Raw genomic sequence first — 22,388 nt, 5'->3', positions numbered from 1 at the left:
GGTTTCATGCGCCCCGTGCGAAGCTGGACCAAAAGATGTCGCACGGGGGTGGGTTTCAGGCTTTGGCGGCGTCGCCAAACAGCATGTCGGAATTGAGTTGCAGCCAGCCATTGCTTTGCATGCGGGAGGACTTGCGGGCTGACAAGGTTTTGACGGTTTCCATCAGTTCCACCCAGTCGGGATGGTTGCCATCTTCTTTGACGGCGTTATCGATGTGGCGCAGCACTGCAAGCTCGGCTGCCTGGAGGGATGGTTCAGTTGTCTGCAATGGCAGATCGATCAGGCTGGCAATATAGTCCATGTCCTGTGCGGTAATGACCGCATCATCAGAACGGAAATCTGCATAGGCGCCCTTGCGGGCAATAATGGCCAGCCGCAACTGGTTGAGCGCCAGCACCCGCAGTGACACCGGTGTATAACGGGCCTTGCGGATGATGTTTTGTAACAGTGCCAGTTTCAGCTTGTTGTGAATAATGCCTTCCGGCGCAAAGGTCGCAACAAACCAGTCGGCATTGTAGGTGTCCATCGACCCTTGAGGATAGCTGTGAAAGACAATGAAGTCAGTCAGACTATCGACAAAAAATCTGGCCCAGCCGTCCGAGTCGGGAGAAATCGTCCGGTTCAACGCAATAAGTGCCGTAACGTCTGCTGTTGTCTTGATGCCGTCTGGAAATGCTCGTTTTCGTAAAAAGGTCGTATCATCAATGTAACGCTGCCCTGTTTCCTCGCCGGGCAGCGGGAAAGCAGCACCCATATTATTCATCTTTCGTCTCTCCGTTTCATCATGAAACTGGGCAAAGCGTAGATGCGAACGGTTTACGAGATGCCAATAAAGACGGCTAATGAAGCCTTCACATTTCAGATAAAATTTGAATGATCTGTTGTTCTTGTGCCAGTCCGAGACGCGGGCTTCTGTGGCCGTAAAAGACTGTTTCAATGCCTGTGACATTGAGAGATCTAGGGCAGAAATGCACAAAGATATTTGAGAGAAATAGTACCGCACCTTTCTGCTTAATAGTGCGGATCGCCAGCAAACCGGGTGATTTTTTCCGGTTTTTTCCTTGTCGAATCTTGTCCGTTATCTTGTGCAACAGCTATCTTGCTGGTGTCGGGAAATGAATTTTCCTCCCATTCATATGCCGATTTATCCGTCAGGTGGCGCGAACACGCTCCCGCCAGATGATGAAAAGGCCCGATGCAACGATGATGAGGATGCCGAGCCACTTGGACGGGCTTGGGAAATCACTGAACAGAGCGAATCCCAGCGCTGTTGCCGAGATGATTTCGAAATACTGGAAGGGCGCCAGAAGCGAGATTGGGGCGAGTCGAAATGCTTTGACGACCAGCAGATGCATGTAGCCGGAGATCGCGCCGAGCAGAATCAGCAGCAGCCACGCCTGGCTGTTACCAGGTAGTGATATTTCAAAATCCACGTCGCCAAGCGAATGGCCAATGCCAAGCGCCACCGCCATGAACAATGTGCCGCCAATGCCGGCCATGGTCTGCATGGTCAAAGGTGTGTCGCCATCACCCATGGCGCGGTTAAGGAACAGGTAGAGTGTAAAGAGGAATGCGCATGCCACGGGCAGCAGCGACTTCAGACCGAAGATTTCAAAACTTGGCTGAATGACGATCATCGCCCCGCCAAAACCGATGACGATGGCGAGCCACCGCCGCCAGCCGACCTTCTCGCCCAGAAACAGCGCCGACATCATGGTCAGCATGAAGGGTTCAACAAAGTAGATGGCAAACACGTCTGCCAGCGGCATGTATTTGACCGCCACGAAAAACATCAGGCTGGCGGCGGCATGCAACACGCCGCGTAACAGGTTGAGAAACGGCCGGCGGGTCGATAACAGCGCCTTGGGCGACACCGCCAGCAACAGCGGCAGCGTGCAAACCAGCTGGAAAAAGAAACGGTAGAAAGTGACCTGACCCGGTGACATGCCGCCATAGGTGGCCATGTATTTGGCAATGGCATCCATGGCTGGCAAGACCACCATGCACCCGGCCATGATCATCATGCCACGAAAGGAATTGCTGCTGGAATTATCCTGCGTCATTGCCATATCTGCTGCCACCACATTTGCTGTTTGTCATCACCGAACAGCAGCGGCAGAAAAAAGGGGCGCTCGTCGCGCCCCTTGTTGCTTATGCAGCCTGTTTGGGCAAACTCTTCATATCAATGACGAAGCGATAACGCACATCGCTTTTTATCATGCGTTCATAAGCATCGTTGATCTGATCGATGTTGATCATCTCGATTTCGGCGGCAATGCCCTTCTGGGCGCAGAAATCCAGCATCTCCTGCGTTTCAGGAATGCCACCGATCATCGAACCGGCAAAGGTCTTGCGGCCGGGAATGAGGCTGAAGGCATGAACCGACAGCGGTTTTTCCGGTGCACCAACCTGCACCAGCGCGCCATCGCGCTTGAGAAGCGCCAGATAGGCATTGATATCGTGGTCGGCGGCAACCGCATCGATAATCAGGTCAAGGCTAGAAGCGGCCTTTGCCATCTGGTCTGCATCACGCGACACAATCACCTCGTGGGCACCAAGCTTCTTGGCGTCATCGGCCTTGGAGGGTGAGGTGGTGATCATGACAACCGTTGCACCCATGGCATTGGCCAGTTTCACGGCCATGTGGCCAAGACCGCCCAGACCAACAACGCCAACCCGCTTGCCGGGGCCAGCCTTCCAGTGGCGCAGGGGCGAATAGGTGGTGATGCCGGCGCACAAAAGCGGTGCAGCAGCTGCTGCATCCAAAGTTTCTGGAATGCGCAGCACGTAACGTCTGTCGACAACGATATGGCCAGAATAACCGCCAAGCGTATGGGCATTGCCACCCATCGCCTTGTCCGGCGCATTATAGGTGCCGGTCATACCGTTTTCGCAATATTGCTCCAGACCTTCACGGCAGCTGTCGCAGGCGCGGCAACTGTCAACGATACAGCCAACGCCGACGCGGTCGCCCTGTTTGAGGTTGGTGACCTTGGCGCCGATGCGGCCAACACGACCGATGATTTCATGGCCGGGCACGCAGGGATAAAGGCTGCCCGCCCATTCGCCGCGTGCCGTGTGGATATCGGAGTGGCAGACGCCGCAGAATTCGATTTCAATTTCAACATCGTTCTCACCGGGATCGCGGCGTTTGATCGAGGCGAGTTTCAGAGGGGAAGAACCGTCGTCACAGGCATAGGCTGATGTTGTGAACATGATTGTCTCTTTCCTTATGGGGTTGTTGTAAAATCGAAAGGAGCGGGCCGGGTCCTCCACCCGTTATCAATCAGTTTTCAGGCCGTCTCGTTGATCGTCTCGCCAAATACTTCTTCAAAGGACTGGCGCAACAGCGGGTCGACATCGCTCACCATCAGAAGAAGACCGAGATCCACCAGGCTGGTGACGCCGAATTCCGAAATGCCACAGGGCACTATACCGGAAAAATGTGACAGGTCAGGATCGACGTTAATGGCAAGCCCATGGAAACTTACCCACTTTCTCAAGCGAATGCCAAGGGCAGCAATCTTGTCTTCGGCAATACGTCCATCCAGCAGGCGAGGGCGCTCCGGCCGCTGCACCCACACGCCAACACGATCTTCCCGGCGTTCGCCGCGCACATTCATCTTGTCCAGCGTGCGGATAATCACTTCCTCAAGACAGCTGACATAGGCACGCACATCCTGACGGCGGCGTTTCAGGTCCAGCATCACATAGGCAACACGCTGGCCGGGGCCGTGATAGGTATATTCGCCACCACGCCCGGTCTGGTAGACGGGAAAGCGGCTTGGCTCCAGCAAATCGGCTGATGTTGCGCTTGTGCCGGCCGTATAAAGAGGCGGATGCTCCAGAAGCCAGACCAGTTCGTTTGCCTTGCCCTCTGAAATGGCGCCGACACGAGCTTCCATCTCGGCCATGGCCTCTTCATAGGGCACGGGACAGTCCGAGATTCGCCACTCAACAGGCGCTGACTCGACCGTTGGCAGCATTGTTTTTTCAAAATCGGTGCGTGTGAGCATAATATGCGTCCTTTCCACAGCCTTTTCGCAGAATGATTATAGGGCTGCAAGGCCCGGTTTCCGGGCTTCTTGAATGTAGGAATTCAGCTTCCGATTTTTAATTTCAAAAAACTGTCACGACACACTTGTGTACCGGAAATGCTTTTGCTACATGCTCGTTCGTCGCCGCAAGGACGACACTCTACCACGATGCGGTCGTGGCGGAATTGGTAGACGCGCAGCGTTGAGGTCGCTGTGGGGCAACCCGTGGAAGTTCGAGTCTTCTCGACCGCACCAATTAAATCAACAACTTGTTGGTTTAAAAATAAAAATGGCGGCTCTGCCGCCTTTTTTATTGCCTAGATTTCAGAGCCTCTTTTCTCCCAGAAAATGATGATTGTGCACTGCCGAAGGGCGGGGCTTTTTGGGCTGTTATTTCGCTACTTTTCCTCAAGTCATGCCGCGATGATTGTAACGAATCAGTGCATCAACCATTCTGGCTGCGTAGGTGGGGGAGCTTCATGTCTAACGATCATCTGGATACCGAAACATCGATTTCAGCAGAATTGACTGACAGCGGGATAAAGGCTTCAGCCAAGAGCCGCACTATAGCAGCGATTGATCGACTTGGTGGTAATATCACTGATGCTGGTAATGCCTGGATCGAAGGATTTATTGCCCGTAAGCGTGCTAGAAATGATGGTGAGCGCCGTCTCATTGAAGCTGCTGCGGACTATGGGATTAAGCAGATCGAGATGGATCCAGAATTCGCGGAACGTGCGTTTGGAAATCACTTTCGCAAAGTTGCACGACAACAATTGAACAAAGATGCTGTCGTCCAAGAAGCTCTCGTCGATCTGCAAGAAAACCCGCCAAGCGAGGATGTCGATGGCCCATCATCATTGAGTGATGGCTTCATGGATAGATTCGAGTATTACGCTGAAGGTGCAACAACCGATGACTTGCGCCAACGTTGGGGTAGAATTCTCGCTGGTGAAATAAGAACGCCTGGCAGTTTTAGTCCAAAGGTTCTTCGCACAATCGATGAACTTGAGGCCAGTACAGCAATACTTTTCGAGAAACTTTGTGTCGGGCTCATTGATAACGCGATAGTGCTAAAACCACTTGTTCAAGTGCTTTCTTTTGACGAGCGGATGGATTTATCCGCAGCTGGCCTAATTAATGATCCCGGTATTGCGGGACACATGTTTTCTTATCCAGATGGCATGCTACAGGGTAGAGAACCTGTATGGATTATTGGTATTGGCGACCATGCCGTAGTACTTCGGAAGACACTTCAGTTTAGTTCTGATACTAGCAGTCCAGTTTTTTTGCATGAAGAAGGTCTTGCCACGTCCACTTATATTCTGACTGATGTTGGTCGAGCATTATCAAAAATTCTTCCTGACAAACAATTGGATGCCTTCAAAAATTTTACTGAAATACTTCGAAAAACCATCCCAAGGGATGAAGTGTTGCTATTCCGACAAAAGAAAAATGGGAGCCTTATATCCCTTTCGAAAGATTATGTGTGAAATCGTAGAACTTAATCCCCGTGTTTGAACCTGAACCACCGCCAATCTTTGATGATGTGCCGGATACCGTGCCAACCAAGCGCATGTTGTCCTGGGCCAAGAACTCGACGCTTTATCGTTTGCAGCGGCAGATCATGTCCGAGCAGCAGTTGGCCACTGCCATCAAACGCAAGGCGCAAAAGAAGTTCGAGGGCATAACGCCGGAGCAGGTGCAGGCCTTGGCGGATGCGGCGGTCAAGATCGGCTATGATCTCAAAGCGCTGGATGATGAGGTCTTTGCCGGTATTACCACCCGCAATGCAGTCAGAAACGGCAAATCCCGGCGGATGATTGCCCAGAAACTGTCGATCAAGGGCGTGGCATCAGAGACGGCAGCCGTGGCGCTGGATGAGGCGGATGATCTCTACGCTGCTGTGGTGTTTGCGCGCAAACGGGCATTTGGGCCGTTCCGGCGTGTCGATCTCGATGAAAAACGCCATGGCAAGGAAATGTCGTCCTTTGCGCGCAGCGGCTTCAGCTTCGATATTGGCAAGAAGGTATTTGCCATGAGCTTTGAGGATGCCGAAGAGGTTCTGGCCAACGGCCCGTGATCAGCCTCTCTTTATGGTTTCGGTGCCTGTTGTTCGGCAGACTGTTCTTTCAGATAGGCGATGAGGTCATCGACCTTGTCCTCGGTCCAGAAGCCGAAAAACCGCATCGACGTGCCGGGCAGGAATTTCTTCGGGCTGGCCAGGAATTGCGACAGCTGATCCTCTGACCACACTAGGCCATTGGCGCCTGCATCTTTCATCGCCTGCGAATAGGCTTTGTAGTCCTCGATTGACCCGGCAGGCCTGTCCATGATGCCGACCAGATGCGGTCCCATGCGGTTGCTTGGCTGTTCAATGGCATGGCAGGGCGCGCAGATGCTGAACACCTGTTTGCCACGGGCCGCATCACCTTCGGCATGGGCCGGTATAGAAAAACAGAGCAGACAGGCTGTTGTCACCAGCAGGGTACGGCGTGTCACGTCACGGTCTCCATTTGCGTTTCATCCTTGTCATATGAAAATTCCGGCCGGCATGTGAAGACGCTGCGGTGTCGTGCGACGTTTTACCACGAGTGGTTTTTAAAGTCGTGATGCCGTGGTGTGGCCGATATTGAAGTTCAGAAAAAATAATAGTAAGGTCGCTTCGTTCAAATTATTTTGAAGGCGCGCTTCATGACCGTTCCGTTTCGCCAGCCCTTGCCGTTGCTGGACAATGATATTCTGAGAACGTTTGTGGCCATTGCCGAAACGGGCAATTTCTCCACGGCGGCTGAGGTGGTGTTTCGCACGCCCTCGGCGGTCTCCATGCAGATCAAGAAACTTGAGGAGCAGTTGCGCACCACATTGTTCCTGCGCGACGCGCGTTCCGTAACGCTGACGGCGCATGGCGAAATGCTGCTGACCTATGCGCGGCGGATGATTGCGCTGTCCAACGAGGCGGTCTCGCGTTTCATCATGCCGGAGCTGTCAGGCGTCGTGCGGCTGGGGGCGCCCGAGGATATTGGTGAGCGTGGGCTGCTGCCGGGTATCCTCAAGAGCTTTGCGGAAGTGTTTCCCGGCATCATGGTGGATGTGACGATTGATTCCAGCTCCAGCCTTTATAAGCGTATGGATGAAAAACGTCTGGATCTGGCTCTGGTCAACTGTGCTTCACACCCGCTGCGCAACACCGGTGAGGTGATGATGCGTGAAAGGCTCGTCTGGGCCGGTGCGAAATGTGGAACGGCGCATCTGCGTGACCCGCTGCCGATTTCCATCTGGGAAGATGGCTGCATCTGGCGTTCCGACGCCATTACCGCGCTCGATAAACGCAATCGCTCCTACCGCGTTGCTTATCTGAGCGGCCACACCATGGCGCAGCATGCGGCAATTGCCGCCGATCTCGCCATTGCGCCTTTGCCGCGTTCTTATGTGCAGAATGACATGGTCATTCTGGGCGATAAGGAAGGACTGCCGGAACTTGGCTGGTTCGATATTCGTCTGCTGGTTTGCGACAAGCCATCCCGGCCGATTGAGACGGTGGCTGAAAGCATTCGCAACGCCTTTGCCGAACTGGTGAAATCGGTCTGAGTGATCAAGCATCGGTCATGACGGCGATGCGCGATCATTTTATAGAGTTGCGGCGCCCTGGGTGGGGGAGAGAGAAGGTGGCCATGTCCCGCGCTCCCGCAACCACTGCGCAGAATTGACCAGACCACCAAATGGGAAAACATGCATTTGGCGGATGGCGCTGTCAGGATTGTTGAGCCAAAAATCCTCAATCGGTTTCACAACGCCCTCAGGAGAATGGCGGGTGGCAAGGGCGGTCAGCGACAGGGCGTTCTTGCGCAGATAAGCAATGGAATTGCCGACGCCGCACAAGGCTGCATATTTAATGAGTGTGGTCACCTTCGCCGGACCTGCCACACCAATGTGGACGGGCAGGGTAATGCCCTGTTGTTTCAGCGTTTCAGACCAGTTGATGAATTTGTCTGGTGCAAAGCCGAACTGCGTCAATAGGCGCAGTTCAGTGCCGCTGGTGTCAGCATAAAGTTGTTTCTGCTGTAGAGCCTCCAACGCAACCGCGTCATTAAAGTCCGGGCTTCCCTCGGGGTGGCCGGCAACGGCAATGCGGTTGATGCCGTATTTTTCAAACAGGCGGCTGTTGATCAGATCCATGGCGCTGGTGAATTCGCCCAACGGTTTTGGCACACCGCCCCCGATGATCAGCACATCCTTGACGCCAGCTTCACTGGCAGAGCGTTTGATACGGGTTTCCAGCAGTTCGCGGGACGGCATGCGGCGCGCTGCAAAATGCGGCACCGGTTCATAGCCCAGATCGCGCAGCCGCTTTGCCGCGCCGATCATGGTGTCCAGCGGCTCGGTGCCGATATCCGTCAGATAGACCGACGTACCCTCGGGAAACAGGCCGGGCAAGTCTTTCGATTCGACTGCCTGTTTGGGGGAAACTTCGATGGAGGCTGCGATTTGTTTCAAGGTGTGCACATTCCTTTTTGTGAAACATGCCTGTTTCTATTGGATGCTTCTTTAATTAACACGACACTTCTATTGTAGAAATGCGACTGGCGACTACCAGATATTCCTTTTTATGCCGTGCCACAGCCAAATCCACACCGGTGGAGGGAAACGCAGCATGGACTTACCTGCCAGCTGATACGGTTTCAGGGTGCCCGACAGAGCATCTTCAATGGCTTTGATGGCAATACCGGTGGAGGCTGCGGTCAATAGCAGCGGGTAAGTGGCCATGGTATCGTTTTTGGCCGGCTCAACGCGCTGCTCGTACAAAGTGCCGCCGGTATCCACGCCCTTGTCGACCAGATGCACCGTTGCGCCAAAATTGCCGGAATCATTTTCGACCAACGACCAGTAACCACCCATCTGGCCACGATACATCGGGTTGATGCCCGCATGAAAATTGATGACCGGGCATGGTATCGCTGCCAGGGTTTTTTCCGAAAGAATACGGCAGGAAATGGTGAAGACCACATCGGGTCTCACTGCTACCACCGCCCTGCGACATTCGTCACTGTTGAGTGACAGGACGTTGATGACAGGAATATCAGGGTTTTCCTCAGCTTTCAGGCCGTGCTGCGCCATGATGTGTGCGGAGCGTTTGGCAGCGACGGTCTTGTAAAGTCGTGAGGCAATCATCGTTGCCAGTTGTCCAAAGGCATTGATCCAGCCAAGACGTCTGGCGCGACGTTTTACAATCTCACCTTTTGATTCCGGCTGTTCCTGGATGATGTGAATATCCGCAAAGCGATCTGACAAGGCGTTGATCATCACCTGCGGGTTAAGGCCACCTGCGGTGAATATAACGACCCGGCCATGCACGGCTGCGGGTTGCAGCTTTTGCACGTCATCTGTCTCATTATCCGGCATCCAAATGCTCCACTGTTTGGCCAGCAGATTGCGCATGTTGTTTCAAAAATGAATTAAGCGCGCAGAGGTTTTATTTTTTCTTGTCGCCGCGGGAACCAAATGCACATCGCGACGTTACGCTTCCGCAAGTTCCAACGTTCCTTTTGAACGTCCTACACGGGGAGACATCTTATGACATCACGTAAACTTACCGCCATCGTTACTGTTCTCGCTGCCGTCACCATGCTGAGCGCCTGCGGCAATACAATTCGCGGCGTTGGCAGAGACACAGCAAATGCTGTTGATGCAACGCAGGATGCCGGTCGCAGTGTAGACCGCGCAGCATCGCGCTAAAATCTCCAGGGGATGCGGCAAACAAAAGCACCGCCCGACGTCTTTCGAGGGAACGTCGGCGGCGTTTTTGAAGTCATGGTCAGGCCGTCTGAGAAATCAGGCGGCTTTTTTCGTTGTTCTGGAAACAGCAGGCACGGACTTTGCGGTGGCTTTTGGTACAAGGGCCAGGATTTCGCTGGCGAGTGCAAATGCGTTGTCCTTGGCTTTGTCCAGATTGCTGACGCGCTCCGGGTCCATGCTATCAAGCGAACCGCCGGATACAAAGATGTCGCGGTAGGCAGCACGTTCAATCAACGGAGTGTCGAGAACATGGACCTGGCGCTCGGCCAGCAGGCCCTTGACCGCCTGCATGGAGCGGGTGGTGATGATTGGGCTGATGCGCGTCAACACAACCGAATGTGGAATGTGGATGTCGCATTTTTCGGACAGGTCTTTCATCAGTTCAAGAATTTGCGCGCCGCCAATGGCGTCCATGGCGCAACCCTGAACCGGCACCATCACGTGGTTGGCAAAACCGATTGCCTTGGCCAGCAGTGGCGAGCGGCCACCGGGCAGGTCGATCAGGATATAGCCGCCGCGTTTTTTGGCGCTCTTGATGCAGTCTTCAATATTGTCGTCGGTGATACCGGATACCACTGAAAGATTCTTGGGTGCTTTTGCAAGGGCATGCCAGCGCGATACCCACTGCTGAGGGTCCGCGTCCATTAGGGTTACACGGTGGCCAAGCCGTGCAAGTTCACTGGCCACAATAACGGCAACTGTTGTTTTTCCAGCGCCACCCTTTGTATTTGCAATAGTAATGATTGGCATAATATCTGAACCCCTAGATGTGTTCGAGCCTTCTCATCGCCCGTTAAAGGCACCTTGGTCATTCATGGTGCTGAAGCGGAGTAAGCATTAATCATGGTTAACGGCGGGTTAATTTTGATGCCTCGAAACCCGCAGATTTTGCTTTTGTTAACCACTATTGACGCATTCTTACCGCCAACCCGCCAGATTTGGCGGGTATCACACACATGAAATGGGAGGTTTGGCGCGTTGGTTTGGTCGAGACTGGCAGTTGTTGCAGGGTGTTTTTTGCTGGCGGGTGGAGTGAACACGGTGGAGGCATGTGAAGATATTGAACATGCAGGCGCAAATTACACCGTCTGCACCTTTGACCCGCGCACTGATTCTATCCGCATTTTTGACCGTGACCCGATAACAGGCCAGTTTTTTGGCTCCTTTGCCAATCTGTCTTCCTCCCTTTGGGGACGTGAACTGTTCACCAGATTTGCCATGAATGGCGGCATGTACCACCGCAACCTGTCACCGGTCGGTTTATATGTGGAATATGGGCGGGAGCTGAAACGTATCAGCACCGGTTTCGGCTGGGGCAATTTCCACCTGAAACCAAACGGCGTGTTTTACCTGCAAGGCGACAAGGCAGGGGTGCTGGAAACAGATGCCTATGTGAAGAGTGGCATAAAGCCTGATTTTGCCACCCAGTCCGGACCGATGCTGCTGATAGACGGTAATGTGCATCCGCGCTTCCTGCCGGAAAGCGACAGCTTGAACCGTCGTAACGGTGTGGGTGTGTCAGGCGACGGCAAGGTGCATTTTGTCATCGTTGATGCGCTGGTGCGGTTCTATGATTTTGCAACGCTGTTCCGTGACAAGCTGAATGTAAAAAACGCGCTGTACCTGGACGGTTCTATTTCCAGTGTCGAAATACCCGAGCGCAACCGGCGCGATGATCATTCGCCGCTGGGGCCGATCATCGCGGTGGTCGAAAAGATGCCCTAAGGTTTGGGATCAGAGTGCCGATTTCGGGTAGGCTTTTTCAAGTCCGCCCGATTTGCCAAGACCTTTCTTGAAGGCGGCAAAGGCCGGATGCTGGCTGGAGCGCGAAACTTCGTTCAGGCGGATCTGCAAACGGGCGGGTGCATTGGTGCCAAGCCACTCCCCACCGGTTTCCAGTTTCAACGAGTTCAGGAAGCGGGCCGCCGACTGCTGCTCAAGGTAAAGCTGCAAACCGCCAAGCAGGCTTTCGTCCTGCTGGGCATTCTCCATCAGCAGTTTCAGCCATGCCTGATCCTCGCCCGACAGGCTGGTCAATTTCGCTGCAACGGTGTCGCGGTCTGGAAAAGAAGGGGAAGCCTGCATGGGAATGCCTCTGATGTTTAAGCCAACGAATCCGAATTAGAAAATACCGGACGCTCTGGCAAGTGCGGGAATTGGCAACGACTACAGGTGTATCACAACGATGCATTCTAAAGTCTCTGGTTGTGCAAAACTGGTCACCTGTCACAAAAAGTGGGTCGGTTGGTTACACTTTGGACCAAAATGAGACATTTCCACTCTCATAAGGCGAGCGCAAAAGCCCCTGTAACGGCTTGATTTTTTTATACCCATGCGCCAAGGGCATGGCTGCTTTTCAAAATTGCCTCCATTTCGCCTTCTTTTGCAATTGCATCTGTCGTGAGATTTTAATAAATGCTTCACCAACGGCGACCGCAGTGAATGCGGGCCGGAGAGTAAACAAGCTGGAGTAATCATGGAAGAAACCGCTCAGAAATCCTGCTGGGGTGTAACTATTCGCGCACTCGCAGGTTTTGCCGCTTTTCTCGCATTGACGTACATTTTTGGCAGCCCGTAATAGTCTCTCGTATTTTAGTTCTTTTAAAAAACAGCATGGCCCCAAGCCATGCTGTTTTTGTTTTCAGAGCCATGCTGTTTTTGTTTTCAGAGCCATGTTGTCTGCGGCCACGCCGCTTTGGCACTGATATGTCGCCACGACCACAGCGTCTGACGCTAATCGATGGCGAATGTCTTCGCTTTGCGCTAAAATGATTGCCGTCAATGCAATTGAATAAGGCGTAGCAATGTTTCTTTCGGTCTTCGACGTCTTCAAGATCGGTATCGGTCCGTCCAGTTCTCACACCATGGGCCCGATGTCGGCGGCAAACCGTTTTCTGGCGCTGCTGCTGACGGATGACTGGCCCAAACCCGCCACCGCAGTTGTCAGCCACATCAAGGTCAGCCTGCACGGCTCACTGGCCTTTACCGGTATTGGCCACGGCTCCGGTCGTGCGGTCATTCTGGGACTGGCGGGTGAAAAGCCGGATACGGTGGATCCTGACGCCATGGACGGCATCATCGCCAAGGTCGAGGAAACCGCTCAGGTCTGTCCGCCCGGTCACCCGGCCTATGGCTTCAAGCCGGATGAAGATCTGGTGTTTGACAAAAAGAACCCGCTGCCCGGCCATGCCAATGGCATGACGTTTTCGGCGCTCGACAAGCAAGGTCGTGTGCTGTTGAAGCGGATCTATTATTCGATCGGCGGCGGTTTTGTCGTCACCGACACAGAGCTTGAGGCGCTGCGCAGCGGCGGCAGTGATTCTACTAAGACCGTGCGCGTGCCGTATCCTTTCTCTTCGGCACGCGAAATGCTGGAGATGGCACGCAGTTCCGGCCGCACCATTGCCCAAATGAAACGTGCCAATGAAGAGGTCATTGTGTCGCGTGATGAGCTGAATGCCCGTCTCGACCAGATCTGGGACGCAATGAATGGCTGTATCGACCGTGGTTTGCGCAATGAGGGCATCATGCCTGGCGGCCTCAAGGTAAAACGCCGTGCCCACGACATTCATGAAAAGCTGAATGTTGAATGGCGCAGCAACCGGCCCAATCCGCTGCTCGCCAATGACTGGCTGAGCGTTTATGCCATGGCCGTGAACGAAGAAAACGCTTCCGGTGGCCGGGTGGTGACAGCCCCCACCAATGGCGCCGCCGGTGTGGTGCCGGCGACCGTGCGTTATTTCCGTCATTTCCACGAGGATGCGTCGATTGATGACGTCAGGGACTTCCTGCTGACGGCAGCGGCGATTGGCGGCATCATCAAGCACAATGCCTCTATCTCCGGTGCCGAGGTTGGTTGCCAGGGTGAGGTTGGTTCGGCATCTGCCATGGCGGCAGCTGGTTTTGCTGCTGTGCTGGGTGGTTCGCCCGAACAGGTGGAAAATGCCGCTGAAATCGCGCTTGAACACCATCTGGGCATGACCTGTGACCCGATTGCCGGTCTTGTGCAGATACCGTGTATCGAGCGCAATGCACTCGGTGCGGTGAAGGCGGTTACTGCCGCATCGCTGGCGCTCAAGGGCAATGGCGAACATTTCGTGCCACTGGATGCCTGCATTGAAACCATGCGTCAGACCGGCAACGACATGAGTGAGAAATACAAGGAAACCTCGACCGGCGGCCTCGCCGTCAATGTGGTGGAGTGCTGAGTTTAAAGGGACGGCACTGCCTACTTTCCTGTCGCACGCCATGGGGCGTGCGGCCAAAGGCTTTGTTAATAAGATGCCGACATGTCTTGACGACTGCGCCAAATAGGCATTGATGAAGACCATGGCACTTCATCTTCTCAAATTATGCGTTGGCGCAGATTCGCTTCAGGATTTGCGGGATTGGGTTTCTCAGCGGTCGCTGCTGGCCATTGCTGCCGGGCTTGAGCCGCATAGCATTCACACCACACGCATGATCCCCAAGCGCGTTGAAGAGTTGCTGGATGGCGGCTCTCTTTATTGGGTGATCAAAGGGCAGGTTCTGGCGCGCCAGCGTTTTCTCGATATCAAGACCTTCAAGGGCGATGACGGCATTTCCAGATGTGATCTGGTGCTGGGACCGGAGGTCATTGAAACATCGCCTGCACCAAAACGGCCGTTTCAGGGTTGGCGCTATCTGACATCAGAAGATGCGCCGCGTGATCTCGGTGGTTCGGATGGCGGTGCGGATGATCTGCCCTCTGATCTGAAGCGCGAACTGGCCGAACTCGGCCTACTTTAAAGCCTGTCACCAAAAGATGACATGCGGCTGAAACAGCCTGCAATCGCACTGTCGTGCCCAGATTATCCCGTGATTTCGGCCGTTTACTGACCCCAAAAAAAAGAGTGAGCCGGTTCCGGGGCAACGGAACCGGCTCATGGCTCGGTCAGGGGACGGGGTAGGGGGACGGACCGGGCCAATTCCTCTCAAGTATAGGTTTCATCCCAAACCGGCCTGCGGTCCGGGATGACATTGTTAGTTGATACCGCCTACGGCTGTTGCGCGGCCATCCTGGATCTTTTCCCAACGGGCCGGATTGCCGGCCGACTGGCGCTTCAGATAGGTGTATTCGGTCTCCGACCAGTCCATGACGCGGTTGCGCATGTTGTCGAGAATGAAGTCACCATGGTCTGTCCGGACGGTCAGCACGGCATGGCCTTCGCCATTCGGCTGCAGAACGACTGTGATCAGCAGGTTGGAGGCTTCGATGCCCTTGTTCATCAGCATCTTGCGCTTCAGAAGAACAAAGTCTTCGCAGTCGCCCACTGTCGTCGGGTAGGCCCAACGTTCTTCCACACCATAGACTTCCATATCGGTCATTGGAGTAATGGTGGTGTTGACGGTGTAGTTGACGTCCAGAATCATCTTCCAGAGGTCTTTGTTCAGTTTGAGCGGTCCGCGATCAGCCGATGTGGCGACGCATTCGCTTTTGTAGGTCTGGCAAAATTCGTAGTGGCCAATCGGCGGATTTGCTTTTCCGATAATACGCATTGCGGCGGCTGGCGAAGCATGTGCCTGAGATGTGAAGGCCATCATAAAAAGTGTAGCGGCCAAGAAACCAAGTTGTTTTTTGTTGTTCATTACCTGTCTCCCGTGTTGAGGAGACAATCGCATGCAAATTTTTAGGTCACGCAAATATTGCCGCGTAAATTTGATGTTGTTTTTCTGAAATTCTTCGACTTATTTGAATTTATATTTAAGCGTATTTGAGTTTTATTTTATGCGTATTTGACTAAAATTTTAGCGAATTTCAGAGCCTGAATTCTGCGTTTGTTTTCATTTATCTGATTGAAAATGAATGATATTTGCCTTTTTGTGGTCTTGTTGTCTAGGCGGTGATGTCTGGCCAGAATGCGCCAAAATGGGTCAGTGTGGTCTTGGGTTTTTCTGTTTTGTGCGGAAATATACTTGCAAAAACGCCCTGTGGCACAGGCAAGGTGAATTTTGACCGCAAAAAATATTTTGATGTTCTCGAAAAAAAAACATCAAAGGCCGTTGATTGGATGTGTGGGGTAAAAGCGGTCTGTTTTCTGCCAAAACTGCATCAGACTGGTACAGGCGGCCGCAGTTCTGCATCGCGCGTTAGGCAATCGGCAAAAGAAAAGGCCGCATTGCGGCGGCCTTGATGTGGTCAAATCTGGTGAGAGCGGGTCGCTTAAAGGAACTCCAGCAGCGCATCGCGCGACTGTACCCGGTCGAATTCGATCGCGACCCCTTCCATGAAGTGGCGCACGATGCGGCCCTTCATGGCGCCAAGTCTGACGATGGTGCCCATGGCGGGGCGATCGTCAACTTCGATGGCGGCGCCGGACAGTGAAAGGTCGATGATGCGGCATAAAACGACGTTGCCATCTTCCAGAGTCAGTTCGGCGCGTGATTTGCGCGGCGCCAGACGATCGTGGCGACGATCTTCCGGCAGGCCGAGCTCCTGGCGCTTGGCAATCCATGCCAGCTGCGCAGAAAGTTTTTCCCGTTTGCGTTCGGTCGCGGTAATCGAAATCGTAAAACCGGACGCGTAAATCGCAGTAATCTTGCCTTCAAGTCTACCAATGTGCTGCAGGTAGGCGATAACGCGATCGCCCTGATGTCCCATCGCCGCGCAGGTGAAGTGCGCGATTTCCGAAGTCATGTCCGTGATGGTGCAGTCATATTCCTCATAGTCCGGCAGCATGATGCGGCCCGACAGATTGACGGATACAGTCTGTACCTCGCGCACCGGGTGCGTGGGTTCTGCATGTGCAAAGCTGGTGGATTTAACTGAAAACATCAATATCGCACTATGGTGATTGAACAGTGCATCTCTACTGCTGTCGAGTTAACAGACCGTTCTACTTTTCGACATGAATGCAACTGTTATGCATTAAAACCAAAATTCTCGCTTCATGCGTGGTTTTCCAGGGCAGTTTCCGTCGAAACGCTCTCCAGAATACGACAGGTTTCCGGGATTAGCGTCGCCACTGGCCTAATATAGACATGCTTGCGATATTGCGGAAACAGGCCACCGATCAATCGTGGTTCGGAAGGCTGGGATGATCTGAGCGGTAACAGCAGCATTTCATAACTGATGTCATCATCCGGTGACTGGTTGCCGGATAGGTCGGTTGGGTCCTGCTGTTCCAAGCCGCGTACCGTGAGGATGGCAGGTATTTCCCGGTGCATCACCGTCTTGGCAATTGTCACCATGGTTTGCGCGTTTTGCGGCAGCCAGAGTTTGGAAAAGGCAGTCTTGTGCAGTTCTCGTCCGAAAATCGAATACAGACGTGTTCCAGTAAGCCGGAAAACGGGTGATGTCTCATCCGCGTCCGACAGGATGAAAAGATCCGGCAACAGATGGCGGATTTTTTCCGGTTCAATGTTTTGACGTACCGGGGCGGGTGTGTCACCGCGCAGGTCATTCCAGTACGAATATAGCTCCATGCTTGCTACAATGTTCATGGATCGCCTCCATATGTCTCATTCCAGCACAGGGGACACTGGTTTTGGTGGTCTTAAGGATAGCGATGCCAGTTTCGTGCCACGGGGAAATTAAGGTTAATGAATGGTTTAGATTGAGTTCGACTGACCGACGTGGCATTGAGATCCTGTCATTTAAGGGGAAACTCTTTCAGCACAGATTTACGGGGCGGGTTAAAACCGGGGGCTCCGAAGCCGTCCTGCCAGTCAGGGCGGCTTTTTTTTCGTCCAATGGTCCTGTATGCCGTTGATGAACCGACAGTTTTGTTGCCGACGCACCGGTTTTTGACTGGGCGGTTCGGGTAAAAGGGTGAAGTGATGACAGATAATCGCGACGATGTTCCTTCCGCAGACCAGGCGCCCGCTGAAAGACCGTCAGAACCTGTCTTCAATCTGCCGGGCTTGCTGGTCATCACCCTTGCGCTTCTGGCCGTTGTTTATCTGGTTGGTGAGTACCTGCTGTCGGATGATGGTTATGCCTGGTACCTGTTCACCTTCGGTTTTATCCCCATGCGCTACGTCGTTCCGTTTTCACAACAGGGCATGGAGTGGCTGTGGACACCGATCACCTATTCGCTGATGCATGGCAGCACCATGCATATTGTGTTCAACGGTCTGTGGTTGGCCGCCTTCGGCACGCCGGTGATGCGCCGCATCGGTGCTGTTCGCTTCATTCTTTTGTGGTGCCTCAGTGCTGCGGCGTCGGCTTTCGGCCACGCGGCCCTCAACTGGCATGACATGACCGTGCTGATTGGTGCATCGGGTGTGGTTTCTGCGCTGATGGGCGCTGCCTGCCGGTTTGCATTTCCACCGCATGGTGGCGGTTTTAATCCGGCGCTTGGCCATCTTTATCCACGCCAGAGCATCATCGCAGCCTTCAAGAACCGCACGGTGGTGATCTTCACGGTCATGTGGTTGCTGGGTAACGTGCTGGTGGCGGTTGGCGTGCCGATTTTGGGCGATGCTGCAGGCGCTATTGCCTGGGACGCGCATATTTTCGGTTTCGCGTTCGGCTTCCTGCTGTTTGACCTTTTCGATCCGCTGCCACGGCAAAAACACCGCCTCTGAGATCACAGACTGCATACGTATTGTTGGAAGTTGTGTCTTGCATTCCACCGCATGCAAGCGCAGCATTGCTGTGCCGTGGGTATGGAATAGGGGAGCTTCCATATCGGAACCGGTGGATTTTGAGGAGGAATATATGCCGATATTCGTGAAGGATTTGCTGGATGCGAAAGGTCGCGACGTTGTAACCGTATCGCCTGATGTGACGATTGCTGAAGCAGCCAAAACATTGAATCATCACAAGATCGGTGCTGTCGTGGTTGTGGATGCCAAAGGTGGCATCAAAGGCATTTTCACCGAGCGCGATATGGTGCGCGCCATTGCCGGCAAAGGTGCTGCGTCACTGGAAGAAAAGGTTTCCGGCGCGATGACCAAAAACGTGATTCGCTGTCAGGAGACATCGACCACCGACCAGCTGATGGAAATCATGACCGGTGGCCGCTTCCGCCATCTGCCGGTGGAAGACAATGGCAAGATTGCCGGAATTATCTCGATTGGTGACGTGGTCAAGGCGCGCATTGGCGAAGTCGAGGCTGAAGCTGAACAGATCAAGGCTTATATAGCCGGGTAAGTAGTGGGCCGAAACATGCTCTCGTGGTCATCCTCGGGCTTGTCCCGAGGATCTAGTCACGCCTGCGCAAGTGTAAGGTTTGTGGCTGATTGGGTTAGGTCCTCGGAACAAGCCCGAGGATGACGGGGAACACCTGAACCCAATCAACGCATCAAAACCTGCTGCATGCGTTGCAATTCTGGAATTCGGGCTCGTGTTTCCTCGTAACCACGGGTGATGGCTTCGCCGGCCCGGTGGAATTCCGACAGGCCGATATCATTGATACGGGGATGCAGTGTCAGGTCTGGCGGATCGCCTGCCAGACGAGAACGGGAAATACGGTCCTGAATGATGTTGAAGGCCTGCACCATTACGCCGGGCAGGCCTGGGCGCTGCGCGGAGGCCGGTACCGGCAGCGGCGTCGCACCGGGTGCGCCCGCACCATGTTTGACCACGGCCGAACGCCCGAAAATGTCGTAGTTGAGGTTGACGGCAATGACCAGTGGTTGCTCATGGGCGCGGCAGACTGACACTGGCACCGGATTGACCAACGCGCCATCAATCAATGTGCGACCATTACAATAGACCGGTTCGAAAATGCCGGGCAGTGCGTAGGATGAGCGCAATGCGGTGATCAGGTCGCCCTGATGGATCCATACCTCATGGCCTGTCGTCAATTCGGTGGCGACCGCCACGAAAGGACGGTCGAGGCCTTCAATCGTCAATCCCTCAAGATGTTCCTGCATACGTTTGGTCAGGCGCATGCCACCAAACAGGCCACCGCCGCCAATCGTCAGGTCGAGCAGGCCGGCAATGCGGCGCATGGTCAGGGAGCGGGCAAAACTTTCCAGCTCATCCAGTTTGCCAGCCAGATAACAGCCGCCGACCAGCGCGCCGATCGACGTGCCGGCAATCATGCCAATCTTGATGCCTGCCTCATCAAGGGCGCGCAGAACGCCAATATGCGCCCAGCCGCGGGCAGCACCGCCGCCTAGCGCCAGTGCAATACGTGTATCGCCCCGCAGTTTGGCTTCGTTTTCGGGAAATGTTGGCTCATTACCATCAATTGTGGATAATGTGCCGGTGTTGCCGCGATTGATACCCCACCCCAACATCGCTACGACACTCCTCCTGCACATTGCGAACAAGCGTCATTAAACGCTTCTGCGGTTTCAAAACGGTTATCGCATCGAAACCTGGCAGCAGAATGGAGAAATAACGTCAGGTGTTATTTGTCGCTGTAAACGGTTGCCGGATCGAAATGCCGTTCATTATCGGTAATTTTTGTGACAGCCTCGCCATTTTCAAGGGAGACGGTACGATAAAAACACGATCGGCGGCCAGTATGGCAGGTTGCATCATGACCAGCCACGGAAACCTTGAGCCAGATGGCGTCCTGATCGCAATCTGTGCGGATTTCACGCACGGTCTGCAGGTTGCCGGAGGTTTCACCCTTTTTCCAGATCTTGCCACGTGAGCGGCTGAAATAGTGGGCGACACCGGTTTCCAGTGTCAGGGCAACGGCTTGCGCATTCATGTGGGCAACCATCAGCAATTCGCCATCGGTCGCGTCGGTGACAACGGCGGTCACCAGGCCATGGGCATCAAACTTCGGGGTGAAGCTGCCTGCGCCTTCAAGAATGGTTTTGTCGCTTGCGGGCAGGGGAAATTGTGTGCCGGTCATGTTTATACCACTGTTCAGGAAGGTGGCGAAAAGCCGCGTTTAGCGGCTGCGCACCATTGTCATGAAACGAACCTGCTCGGCAGGGTCTGTCTTGAAAGTGCCGGTGAAGCTGGTGGTCAGGGTTGAAGAACCCTGCTTCTGCACACCGCGCATGGACATGCACATATGCTCTGCATCAATCATCACGGCCACGCCGCGTGGTTTCAGAATGCCATCAATCGCGCTGGTGATCTGTGCCGTCATGTTTTCCTGCGTCTGCAGGCGGCGACCAAAAATCTCGACCACGCGGGCAATCTTCGACAGACCAAGAACGCGACCGTCGGGCAGATAGGCAATATGGGCCTTGCCGACGATTGGCACCATGTGATGCTCACAGTGGGAGAAGAATGGAATGTCGCGCACCAGCACGATGTCGTCATAACCGCCGACTTCCTCGAAGGTCGTACCGAGAACCTCTTCCGGTTCCTGTGCGTAGCCCGAAAAGAGCTCGCCATAGGCTTTGGCGACACGGCGTGGGGTGTCCAGCAGGCCTTCACGGTCCGGGTTGTCACCGGCCCAGCGCAGGAGAACCTTCACTGCTTCTTCGGCCTCTGCCTGTGTCGGACGCATGATTTCAACGTCAGACGTTGCGCCGGCAGCAGGAAAATTCTTCACAATGGCATCCATCTTCTATCTCCCGATGCGGTTAAAGGCCGCACCTGAACTATGCAACGTGCGTGGCCATTTCCCACGCACTGTCTGCTATCTGGTTGTTTTGCACCGTTTTGGCAAGCGCTAACCCTGTTTTTCGATCAATTCAGCGGAATTTCACGACGGCTTGATGATGACGGGGCAAAATAACATATAATGTATTGGGTTGGGCAGAAAAGCCGTGCCAAGGGTGACGCTGTGTTTGAAAAAGATAACCGGTTTGACCTTGGGGCGTGCTGATACAGGTTGGTTGATGGACGATATTTACAACAACAAGATACTGGCTTTTGCCGGAAACATTCCGCTGACCGGCCCGATGGCCGATGCGGATGCCAGTGCGCAGAAACATTCGAAACTGTGTGGCTCCCGGGTAAAAGTGTATCTGAAAGTGGAAGATGGTGCCGTCAGTGCCTTTTCGCATGAAGTGAAAGCCTGTGCGCTTGGGCAGGCGTCTTCCTCCATCATGGCGCATCATGTGGTGGGTGCCAGTGTTGATGAACTGCGTCAGGCGCGGCTGGATATGCTGGCCATGCTGACCAATGGCGGTGATGGCCCGACCGGTCGGTTTGAAGACATGCGGGTGCTGAAGCCTGTCAAGGATTACAAGGCCCGCCACGCCTCCACCATGCTGACTTTTGATGCAGTGGTGGATTGCCTTGACCAGATCGCGGCTCAGCAGCCCGAGGCTATTTCAGCCGCCACTGTTGCGGGCTGAGCCATGTGTGGCGCGCCCGGCTGCAATCACGAACCGCAGCCAACTCCACGCAAGACTGCCTCGCGCAACTGGCAGGGACCGTTTCGCAAGACGCCTGGACGCCTGCTCGGCATGGCGTTCATCCGCTTTTATCAGCTGACCTTTTCCGGTTTCATCGGCAATTCCTGTCGCCATATCCCGACCTGTTCGGAATATGGTTATGAGGCGATTGCCCGCCACGGCTTTTGGGCCGGGGGATGGCTGACGCTGTTTCGTGTGGCGCGCTGCGGGCCGGGTGGCACCAGCGGTCTTGATCCGGTGCGCGAAACGCTTGGGGCAAACCAGCACTGGTGGGCACCCTGGCGATATTGGTCGCGTCGCCACTGATCGCAT

At 54.2% G+C, this 22,388-nt stretch carries 27 protein-coding genes and 1 tRNA gene; 13 read left to right on the top strand and 15 right to left on the bottom strand.

What is annotated here, in order from left to right; genetic code table 11:
• Positions 1-55: 55 nt before the first annotated feature.
• The 4 genes from HGO37_RS00240 to lipB all read right to left on the bottom strand — a co-directional run bounded on the left by HGO37_RS00240 (position 56) and on the right by lipB (position 4,016).
• Positions 56-763 carry a hypothetical protein gene (locus HGO37_RS00240; RefSeq protein WP_250981681.1) on the bottom strand — a complete coding sequence of 236 codons (708 nt, stop codon included), beginning with the start codon at positions 761-763 and terminating at the stop codon, positions 56-58.
• Between the two features lie 388 nt (positions 764-1,151).
• Entirely contained in the window at positions 1,152-2,063 is a 912-nt protein-coding gene (locus tag HGO37_RS00235; protein ID WP_250981680.1) for a DMT family transporter, read from the bottom strand.
• Positions 2,064-2,151: 88 nt separating this feature from the next.
• Complete coding sequence (locus HGO37_RS00230) at positions 2,152-3,216, bottom strand: NAD(P)-dependent alcohol dehydrogenase (RefSeq protein ID WP_192488763.1); 1,065 nt, start codon at positions 3,214-3,216, stop codon at positions 2,152-2,154.
• Between the two features lie 77 nt (positions 3,217-3,293).
• Positions 3,294-4,016 carry a lipoyl(octanoyl) transferase LipB gene (gene lipB / locus HGO37_RS00225; protein WP_250981679.1) on the bottom strand — a complete coding sequence of 241 codons (723 nt, stop codon included), beginning with the start codon at positions 4,014-4,016 and terminating at the stop codon, positions 3,294-3,296.
• 191 nt (positions 4,017-4,207) lie between these two features.
• On the opposite strand from lipB, the gene HGO37_RS00220 reads away from it, so the two are divergent.
• The 3 genes from HGO37_RS00220 to recX all read left to right on the top strand — a co-directional run bounded on the left by HGO37_RS00220 (position 4,208) and on the right by recX (position 6,120).
• Positions 4,208-4,292 (top strand) — tRNA-Leu (locus tag HGO37_RS00220).
• Between the two features lie 224 nt (positions 4,293-4,516).
• Positions 4,517-5,530, top strand: a complete 1,014-nt coding sequence (locus tag HGO37_RS00215; protein ID WP_250981678.1) for a DUF2806 domain-containing protein — start codon at positions 4,517-4,519, stop codon at positions 5,528-5,530.
• Positions 5,531-5,550: 20 nt separating this feature from the next.
• Entirely contained in the window at positions 5,551-6,120 is a 570-nt protein-coding gene (gene recX / locus HGO37_RS00210) for a recombination regulator RecX (RefSeq protein ID WP_502941360.1), read from the top strand.
• 11 nt (positions 6,121-6,131) lie between these two features.
• On the opposite strand, the gene HGO37_RS00205 is transcribed toward recX, so the two are convergent.
• Positions 6,132-6,539, bottom strand: coding sequence for a c-type cytochrome (locus HGO37_RS00205; protein WP_250981677.1), 408 nt, complete (start codon positions 6,537-6,539; stop codon positions 6,132-6,134).
• Between the two features lie 192 nt (positions 6,540-6,731).
• Here HGO37_RS00205 and HGO37_RS00200 point away from each other — a divergent pair, with 192 nt between their 5' ends.
• Positions 6,732-7,628, top strand: a complete 897-nt coding sequence (locus HGO37_RS00200) for a LysR family transcriptional regulator (RefSeq protein WP_192488767.1) — start codon at positions 6,732-6,734, stop codon at positions 7,626-7,628.
• A gap of 39 nt (positions 7,629-7,667) precedes the next feature.
• Here HGO37_RS00200 and HGO37_RS00195 read toward each other — a convergent pair whose 3' ends face one another.
• Together HGO37_RS00195 and HGO37_RS00190 are read right to left on the bottom strand one after the other, a co-directional pair.
• Positions 7,668-8,543: a methylenetetrahydrofolate reductase gene (locus tag HGO37_RS00195; protein ID WP_502941359.1), complete on the bottom strand. Its 876-nt coding sequence runs from the start codon at positions 8,541-8,543 to the stop codon at positions 7,668-7,670.
• Between the two features lie 84 nt (positions 8,544-8,627).
• Entirely contained in the window at positions 8,628-9,440 is an 813-nt protein-coding gene (locus HGO37_RS00190; RefSeq protein ID WP_250982371.1) for a formyl transferase, read from the bottom strand.
• A 171-nt stretch (positions 9,441-9,611) separates the two neighbouring features.
• On the opposite strand from HGO37_RS00190, the gene HGO37_RS00185 reads away from it, so the two are divergent.
• Positions 9,612-9,773 (top strand): entericidin domain-containing protein, encoded by a 162-nt coding sequence (locus HGO37_RS00185; protein ID WP_192488769.1) that lies wholly within the window; start codon positions 9,612-9,614, stop codon positions 9,771-9,773.
• 96 nt (positions 9,774-9,869) lie between these two features.
• Here the strand turns inward: HGO37_RS00185 and HGO37_RS00180 are convergent, their stop codons facing one another.
• Positions 9,870-10,583, bottom strand: a complete 714-nt coding sequence (locus tag HGO37_RS00180) for an AAA family ATPase (protein ID WP_192488770.1) — start codon at positions 10,581-10,583, stop codon at positions 9,870-9,872.
• A gap of 243 nt (positions 10,584-10,826) precedes the next feature.
• Between HGO37_RS00180 and HGO37_RS00175 the strand changes: the two genes are divergently transcribed.
• Entirely contained in the window at positions 10,827-11,558 is a 732-nt protein-coding gene (locus tag HGO37_RS00175) for a phosphodiester glycosidase family protein (RefSeq protein WP_502941376.1), read from the top strand.
• 9 nt (positions 11,559-11,567) lie between these two features.
• Here the strand turns inward: HGO37_RS00175 and HGO37_RS00170 are convergent, their stop codons facing one another.
• Positions 11,568-11,918 carry a hypothetical protein gene (locus HGO37_RS00170; protein ID WP_192488771.1) on the bottom strand — a complete coding sequence of 117 codons (351 nt, stop codon included), beginning with the start codon at positions 11,916-11,918 and terminating at the stop codon, positions 11,568-11,570.
• Positions 11,919-12,637: 719 nt separating this feature from the next.
• Here HGO37_RS00170 and HGO37_RS00165 point away from each other — a divergent pair.
• Positions 12,638-14,041: an L-serine ammonia-lyase gene (locus tag HGO37_RS00165; protein WP_250981675.1), complete on the top strand. Its 1,404-nt coding sequence runs from the start codon at positions 12,638-12,640 to the stop codon at positions 14,039-14,041.
• A gap of 121 nt (positions 14,042-14,162) precedes the next feature.
• The gene (locus HGO37_RS00160) at positions 14,163-14,600 is read left to right on the top strand and encodes a DUF1489 family protein (RefSeq protein ID WP_192488774.1); all 438 of its coding nucleotides are present in this window, start codon (positions 14,163-14,165) and stop codon (positions 14,598-14,600) included.
• 234 nt (positions 14,601-14,834) lie between these two features.
• On the opposite strand, the gene HGO37_RS00155 is transcribed toward HGO37_RS00160, so the two are convergent.
• Positions 14,835-15,440, bottom strand: a complete 606-nt coding sequence (locus tag HGO37_RS00155) for a transglutaminase-like cysteine peptidase (RefSeq protein ID WP_192488775.1) — start codon at positions 15,438-15,440, stop codon at positions 14,835-14,837.
• A 257-nt stretch (positions 15,441-15,697) separates the two neighbouring features.
• Here HGO37_RS00155 and HGO37_RS00150 point away from each other — a divergent pair, with 257 nt between their 5' ends.
• Complete coding sequence (locus tag HGO37_RS00150; RefSeq protein WP_250981674.1) at positions 15,698-15,985, top strand: hypothetical protein; 288 nt, start codon at positions 15,698-15,700, stop codon at positions 15,983-15,985.
• Positions 15,986-16,014: 29 nt separating this feature from the next.
• Here HGO37_RS00150 and HGO37_RS00145 read toward each other — a convergent pair whose 3' ends face one another.
• Together HGO37_RS00145 and HGO37_RS00140 are read right to left on the bottom strand one after the other, a co-directional pair.
• Positions 16,015-16,626 (bottom strand): PilZ domain-containing protein, encoded by a 612-nt coding sequence (locus tag HGO37_RS00145; RefSeq protein WP_250981673.1) that lies wholly within the window; start codon positions 16,624-16,626, stop codon positions 16,015-16,017.
• Between the two features lie 113 nt (positions 16,627-16,739).
• On the bottom strand, positions 16,740-17,294 hold the full coding sequence (locus tag HGO37_RS00140; RefSeq protein WP_250981672.1) for a PAS domain-containing protein: 555 nt from the start codon (positions 17,292-17,294) through the stop codon (positions 16,740-16,742).
• A gap of 336 nt (positions 17,295-17,630) precedes the next feature.
• On the opposite strand from HGO37_RS00140, the gene HGO37_RS00135 reads away from it, so the two are divergent.
• Positions 17,631-18,380 (top strand): rhomboid family intramembrane serine protease, encoded by a 750-nt coding sequence (locus tag HGO37_RS00135; RefSeq protein ID WP_250981671.1) that lies wholly within the window; start codon positions 17,631-17,633, stop codon positions 18,378-18,380.
• 133 nt (positions 18,381-18,513) lie between these two features.
• Positions 18,514-18,948 carry a CBS domain-containing protein gene (locus HGO37_RS00130; protein WP_250981670.1) on the top strand — a complete coding sequence of 145 codons (435 nt, stop codon included), beginning with the start codon at positions 18,514-18,516 and terminating at the stop codon, positions 18,946-18,948.
• Between the two features lie 143 nt (positions 18,949-19,091).
• Here HGO37_RS00130 and HGO37_RS00125 read toward each other — a convergent pair whose 3' ends face one another.
• The 3 genes from HGO37_RS00125 to folE all read right to left on the bottom strand — a co-directional run bounded on the left by HGO37_RS00125 (position 19,092) and on the right by folE (position 21,277).
• Positions 19,092-20,042 carry a patatin-like phospholipase family protein gene (locus HGO37_RS00125; RefSeq protein ID WP_250981669.1) on the bottom strand — a complete coding sequence of 317 codons (951 nt, stop codon included), beginning with the start codon at positions 20,040-20,042 and terminating at the stop codon, positions 19,092-19,094.
• A 113-nt stretch (positions 20,043-20,155) separates the two neighbouring features.
• The gene (hisI, locus tag HGO37_RS00120) at positions 20,156-20,611 is read right to left on the bottom strand and encodes a phosphoribosyl-AMP cyclohydrolase (protein WP_250981668.1); all 456 of its coding nucleotides are present in this window, start codon (positions 20,609-20,611) and stop codon (positions 20,156-20,158) included.
• Positions 20,612-20,650: 39 nt separating this feature from the next.
• Entirely contained in the window at positions 20,651-21,277 is a 627-nt protein-coding gene (gene folE / locus HGO37_RS00115) for a GTP cyclohydrolase I FolE (protein WP_250981667.1), read from the bottom strand.
• A 277-nt stretch (positions 21,278-21,554) separates the two neighbouring features.
• Between folE and HGO37_RS00110 the strand changes: the two genes are divergently transcribed.
• Together HGO37_RS00110 and yidD are read left to right on the top strand one after the other, a co-directional pair.
• Entirely contained in the window at positions 21,555-22,016 is a 462-nt protein-coding gene (locus tag HGO37_RS00110; RefSeq protein WP_250981666.1) for an iron-sulfur cluster assembly scaffold protein, read from the top strand.
• Between the two features lie 3 nt (positions 22,017-22,019).
• Positions 22,020-22,382: a membrane protein insertion efficiency factor YidD gene (gene yidD / locus HGO37_RS00105; protein WP_250981665.1), complete on the top strand. Its 363-nt coding sequence runs from the start codon at positions 22,020-22,022 to the stop codon at positions 22,380-22,382.
• Positions 22,383-22,388: the final 6 nt, after the last annotated feature.

Origin of the sequence: Rhizobium sp. CG4 (assembly GCF_023701965.1) — a bacterium.
Lineage (GTDB): Bacteria > Pseudomonadota > Alphaproteobacteria > Rhizobiales > Rhizobiaceae > Agrobacterium.
The sequence above is the reverse complement of the archived record's forward strand: the minus strand, read 5'-3'. Positions and strand labels throughout refer to the sequence as shown.

Excerpts from the sequence above, each read along its gene's own strand:
- HGO37_RS00150 (WP_250981674.1), top strand. The coding sequence starts at position 15,698 with ATGTCTGGCCAGAATGCGCCAAAATGGGTCAGTGTGGTCTTGGGTTTT.
- HGO37_RS00140 (WP_250981672.1), bottom strand. The coding sequence starts at position 17,294 with ATGAACATTGTAGCAAGCATGGAGCTATATTCGTACTGGAATGACCTG.
- HGO37_RS00235 (WP_250981680.1), bottom strand. The coding sequence starts at position 2,063 with ATGACGCAGGATAATTCCAGCAGCAATTCCTTTCGTGGCATGATGATC.
- folE (WP_250981667.1), bottom strand. The coding sequence starts at position 21,277 with ATGGATGCCATTGTGAAGAATTTTCCTGCTGCCGGCGCAACGTCTGAC.
- yidD (WP_250981665.1), top strand. The coding sequence starts at position 22,020 with ATGTGTGGCGCGCCCGGCTGCAATCACGAACCGCAGCCAACTCCACGC.
- HGO37_RS00230 (WP_192488763.1), bottom strand. The coding sequence starts at position 3,216 with ATGTTCACAACATCAGCCTATGCCTGTGACGACGGTTCTTCCCCTCTG.
- HGO37_RS00110 (WP_250981666.1), top strand. The coding sequence starts at position 21,555 with ATGGACGATATTTACAACAACAAGATACTGGCTTTTGCCGGAAACATT.
- HGO37_RS00170 (WP_192488771.1), bottom strand. The coding sequence starts at position 11,918 with ATGCAGGCTTCCCCTTCTTTTCCAGACCGCGACACCGTTGCAGCGAAA.
- lipB (WP_250981679.1), bottom strand. The coding sequence starts at position 4,016 with ATGCTCACACGCACCGATTTTGAAAAAACAATGCTGCCAACGGTCGAG.
- HGO37_RS00180 (WP_192488770.1), bottom strand. The coding sequence starts at position 10,583 with ATGCCAATCATTACTATTGCAAATACAAAGGGTGGCGCTGGAAAAACA.
- HGO37_RS00135 (WP_250981671.1), top strand. The coding sequence starts at position 17,631 with ATGACAGATAATCGCGACGATGTTCCTTCCGCAGACCAGGCGCCCGCT.
- HGO37_RS00125 (WP_250981669.1), bottom strand. The coding sequence starts at position 20,042 with ATGTTGGGGTGGGGTATCAATCGCGGCAACACCGGCACATTATCCACA.
- HGO37_RS00155 (WP_192488775.1), bottom strand. The coding sequence starts at position 15,440 with ATGAACAACAAAAAACAACTTGGTTTCTTGGCCGCTACACTTTTTATG.
- HGO37_RS00145 (WP_250981673.1), bottom strand. The coding sequence starts at position 16,626 with ATGTTTTCAGTTAAATCCACCAGCTTTGCACATGCAGAACCCACGCAC.
- HGO37_RS00240 (WP_250981681.1), bottom strand. The coding sequence starts at position 763 with ATGAATAATATGGGTGCTGCTTTCCCGCTGCCCGGCGAGGAAACAGGG.
- HGO37_RS00215 (WP_250981678.1), top strand. The coding sequence starts at position 4,517 with ATGTCTAACGATCATCTGGATACCGAAACATCGATTTCAGCAGAATTG.
- HGO37_RS00200 (WP_192488767.1), top strand. The coding sequence starts at position 6,732 with ATGACCGTTCCGTTTCGCCAGCCCTTGCCGTTGCTGGACAATGATATT.
- HGO37_RS00185 (WP_192488769.1), top strand. The coding sequence starts at position 9,612 with ATGACATCACGTAAACTTACCGCCATCGTTACTGTTCTCGCTGCCGTC.
- HGO37_RS00160 (WP_192488774.1), top strand. The coding sequence starts at position 14,163 with ATGGCACTTCATCTTCTCAAATTATGCGTTGGCGCAGATTCGCTTCAG.
- HGO37_RS00130 (WP_250981670.1), top strand. The coding sequence starts at position 18,514 with ATGCCGATATTCGTGAAGGATTTGCTGGATGCGAAAGGTCGCGACGTT.
- hisI (WP_250981668.1), bottom strand. The coding sequence starts at position 20,611 with ATGACCGGCACACAATTTCCCCTGCCCGCAAGCGACAAAACCATTCTT.
- HGO37_RS00165 (WP_250981675.1), top strand. The coding sequence starts at position 12,638 with ATGTTTCTTTCGGTCTTCGACGTCTTCAAGATCGGTATCGGTCCGTCC.
- HGO37_RS00190 (WP_250982371.1), bottom strand. The coding sequence starts at position 9,440 with ATGCCGGATAATGAGACAGATGACGTGCAAAAGCTGCAACCCGCAGCC.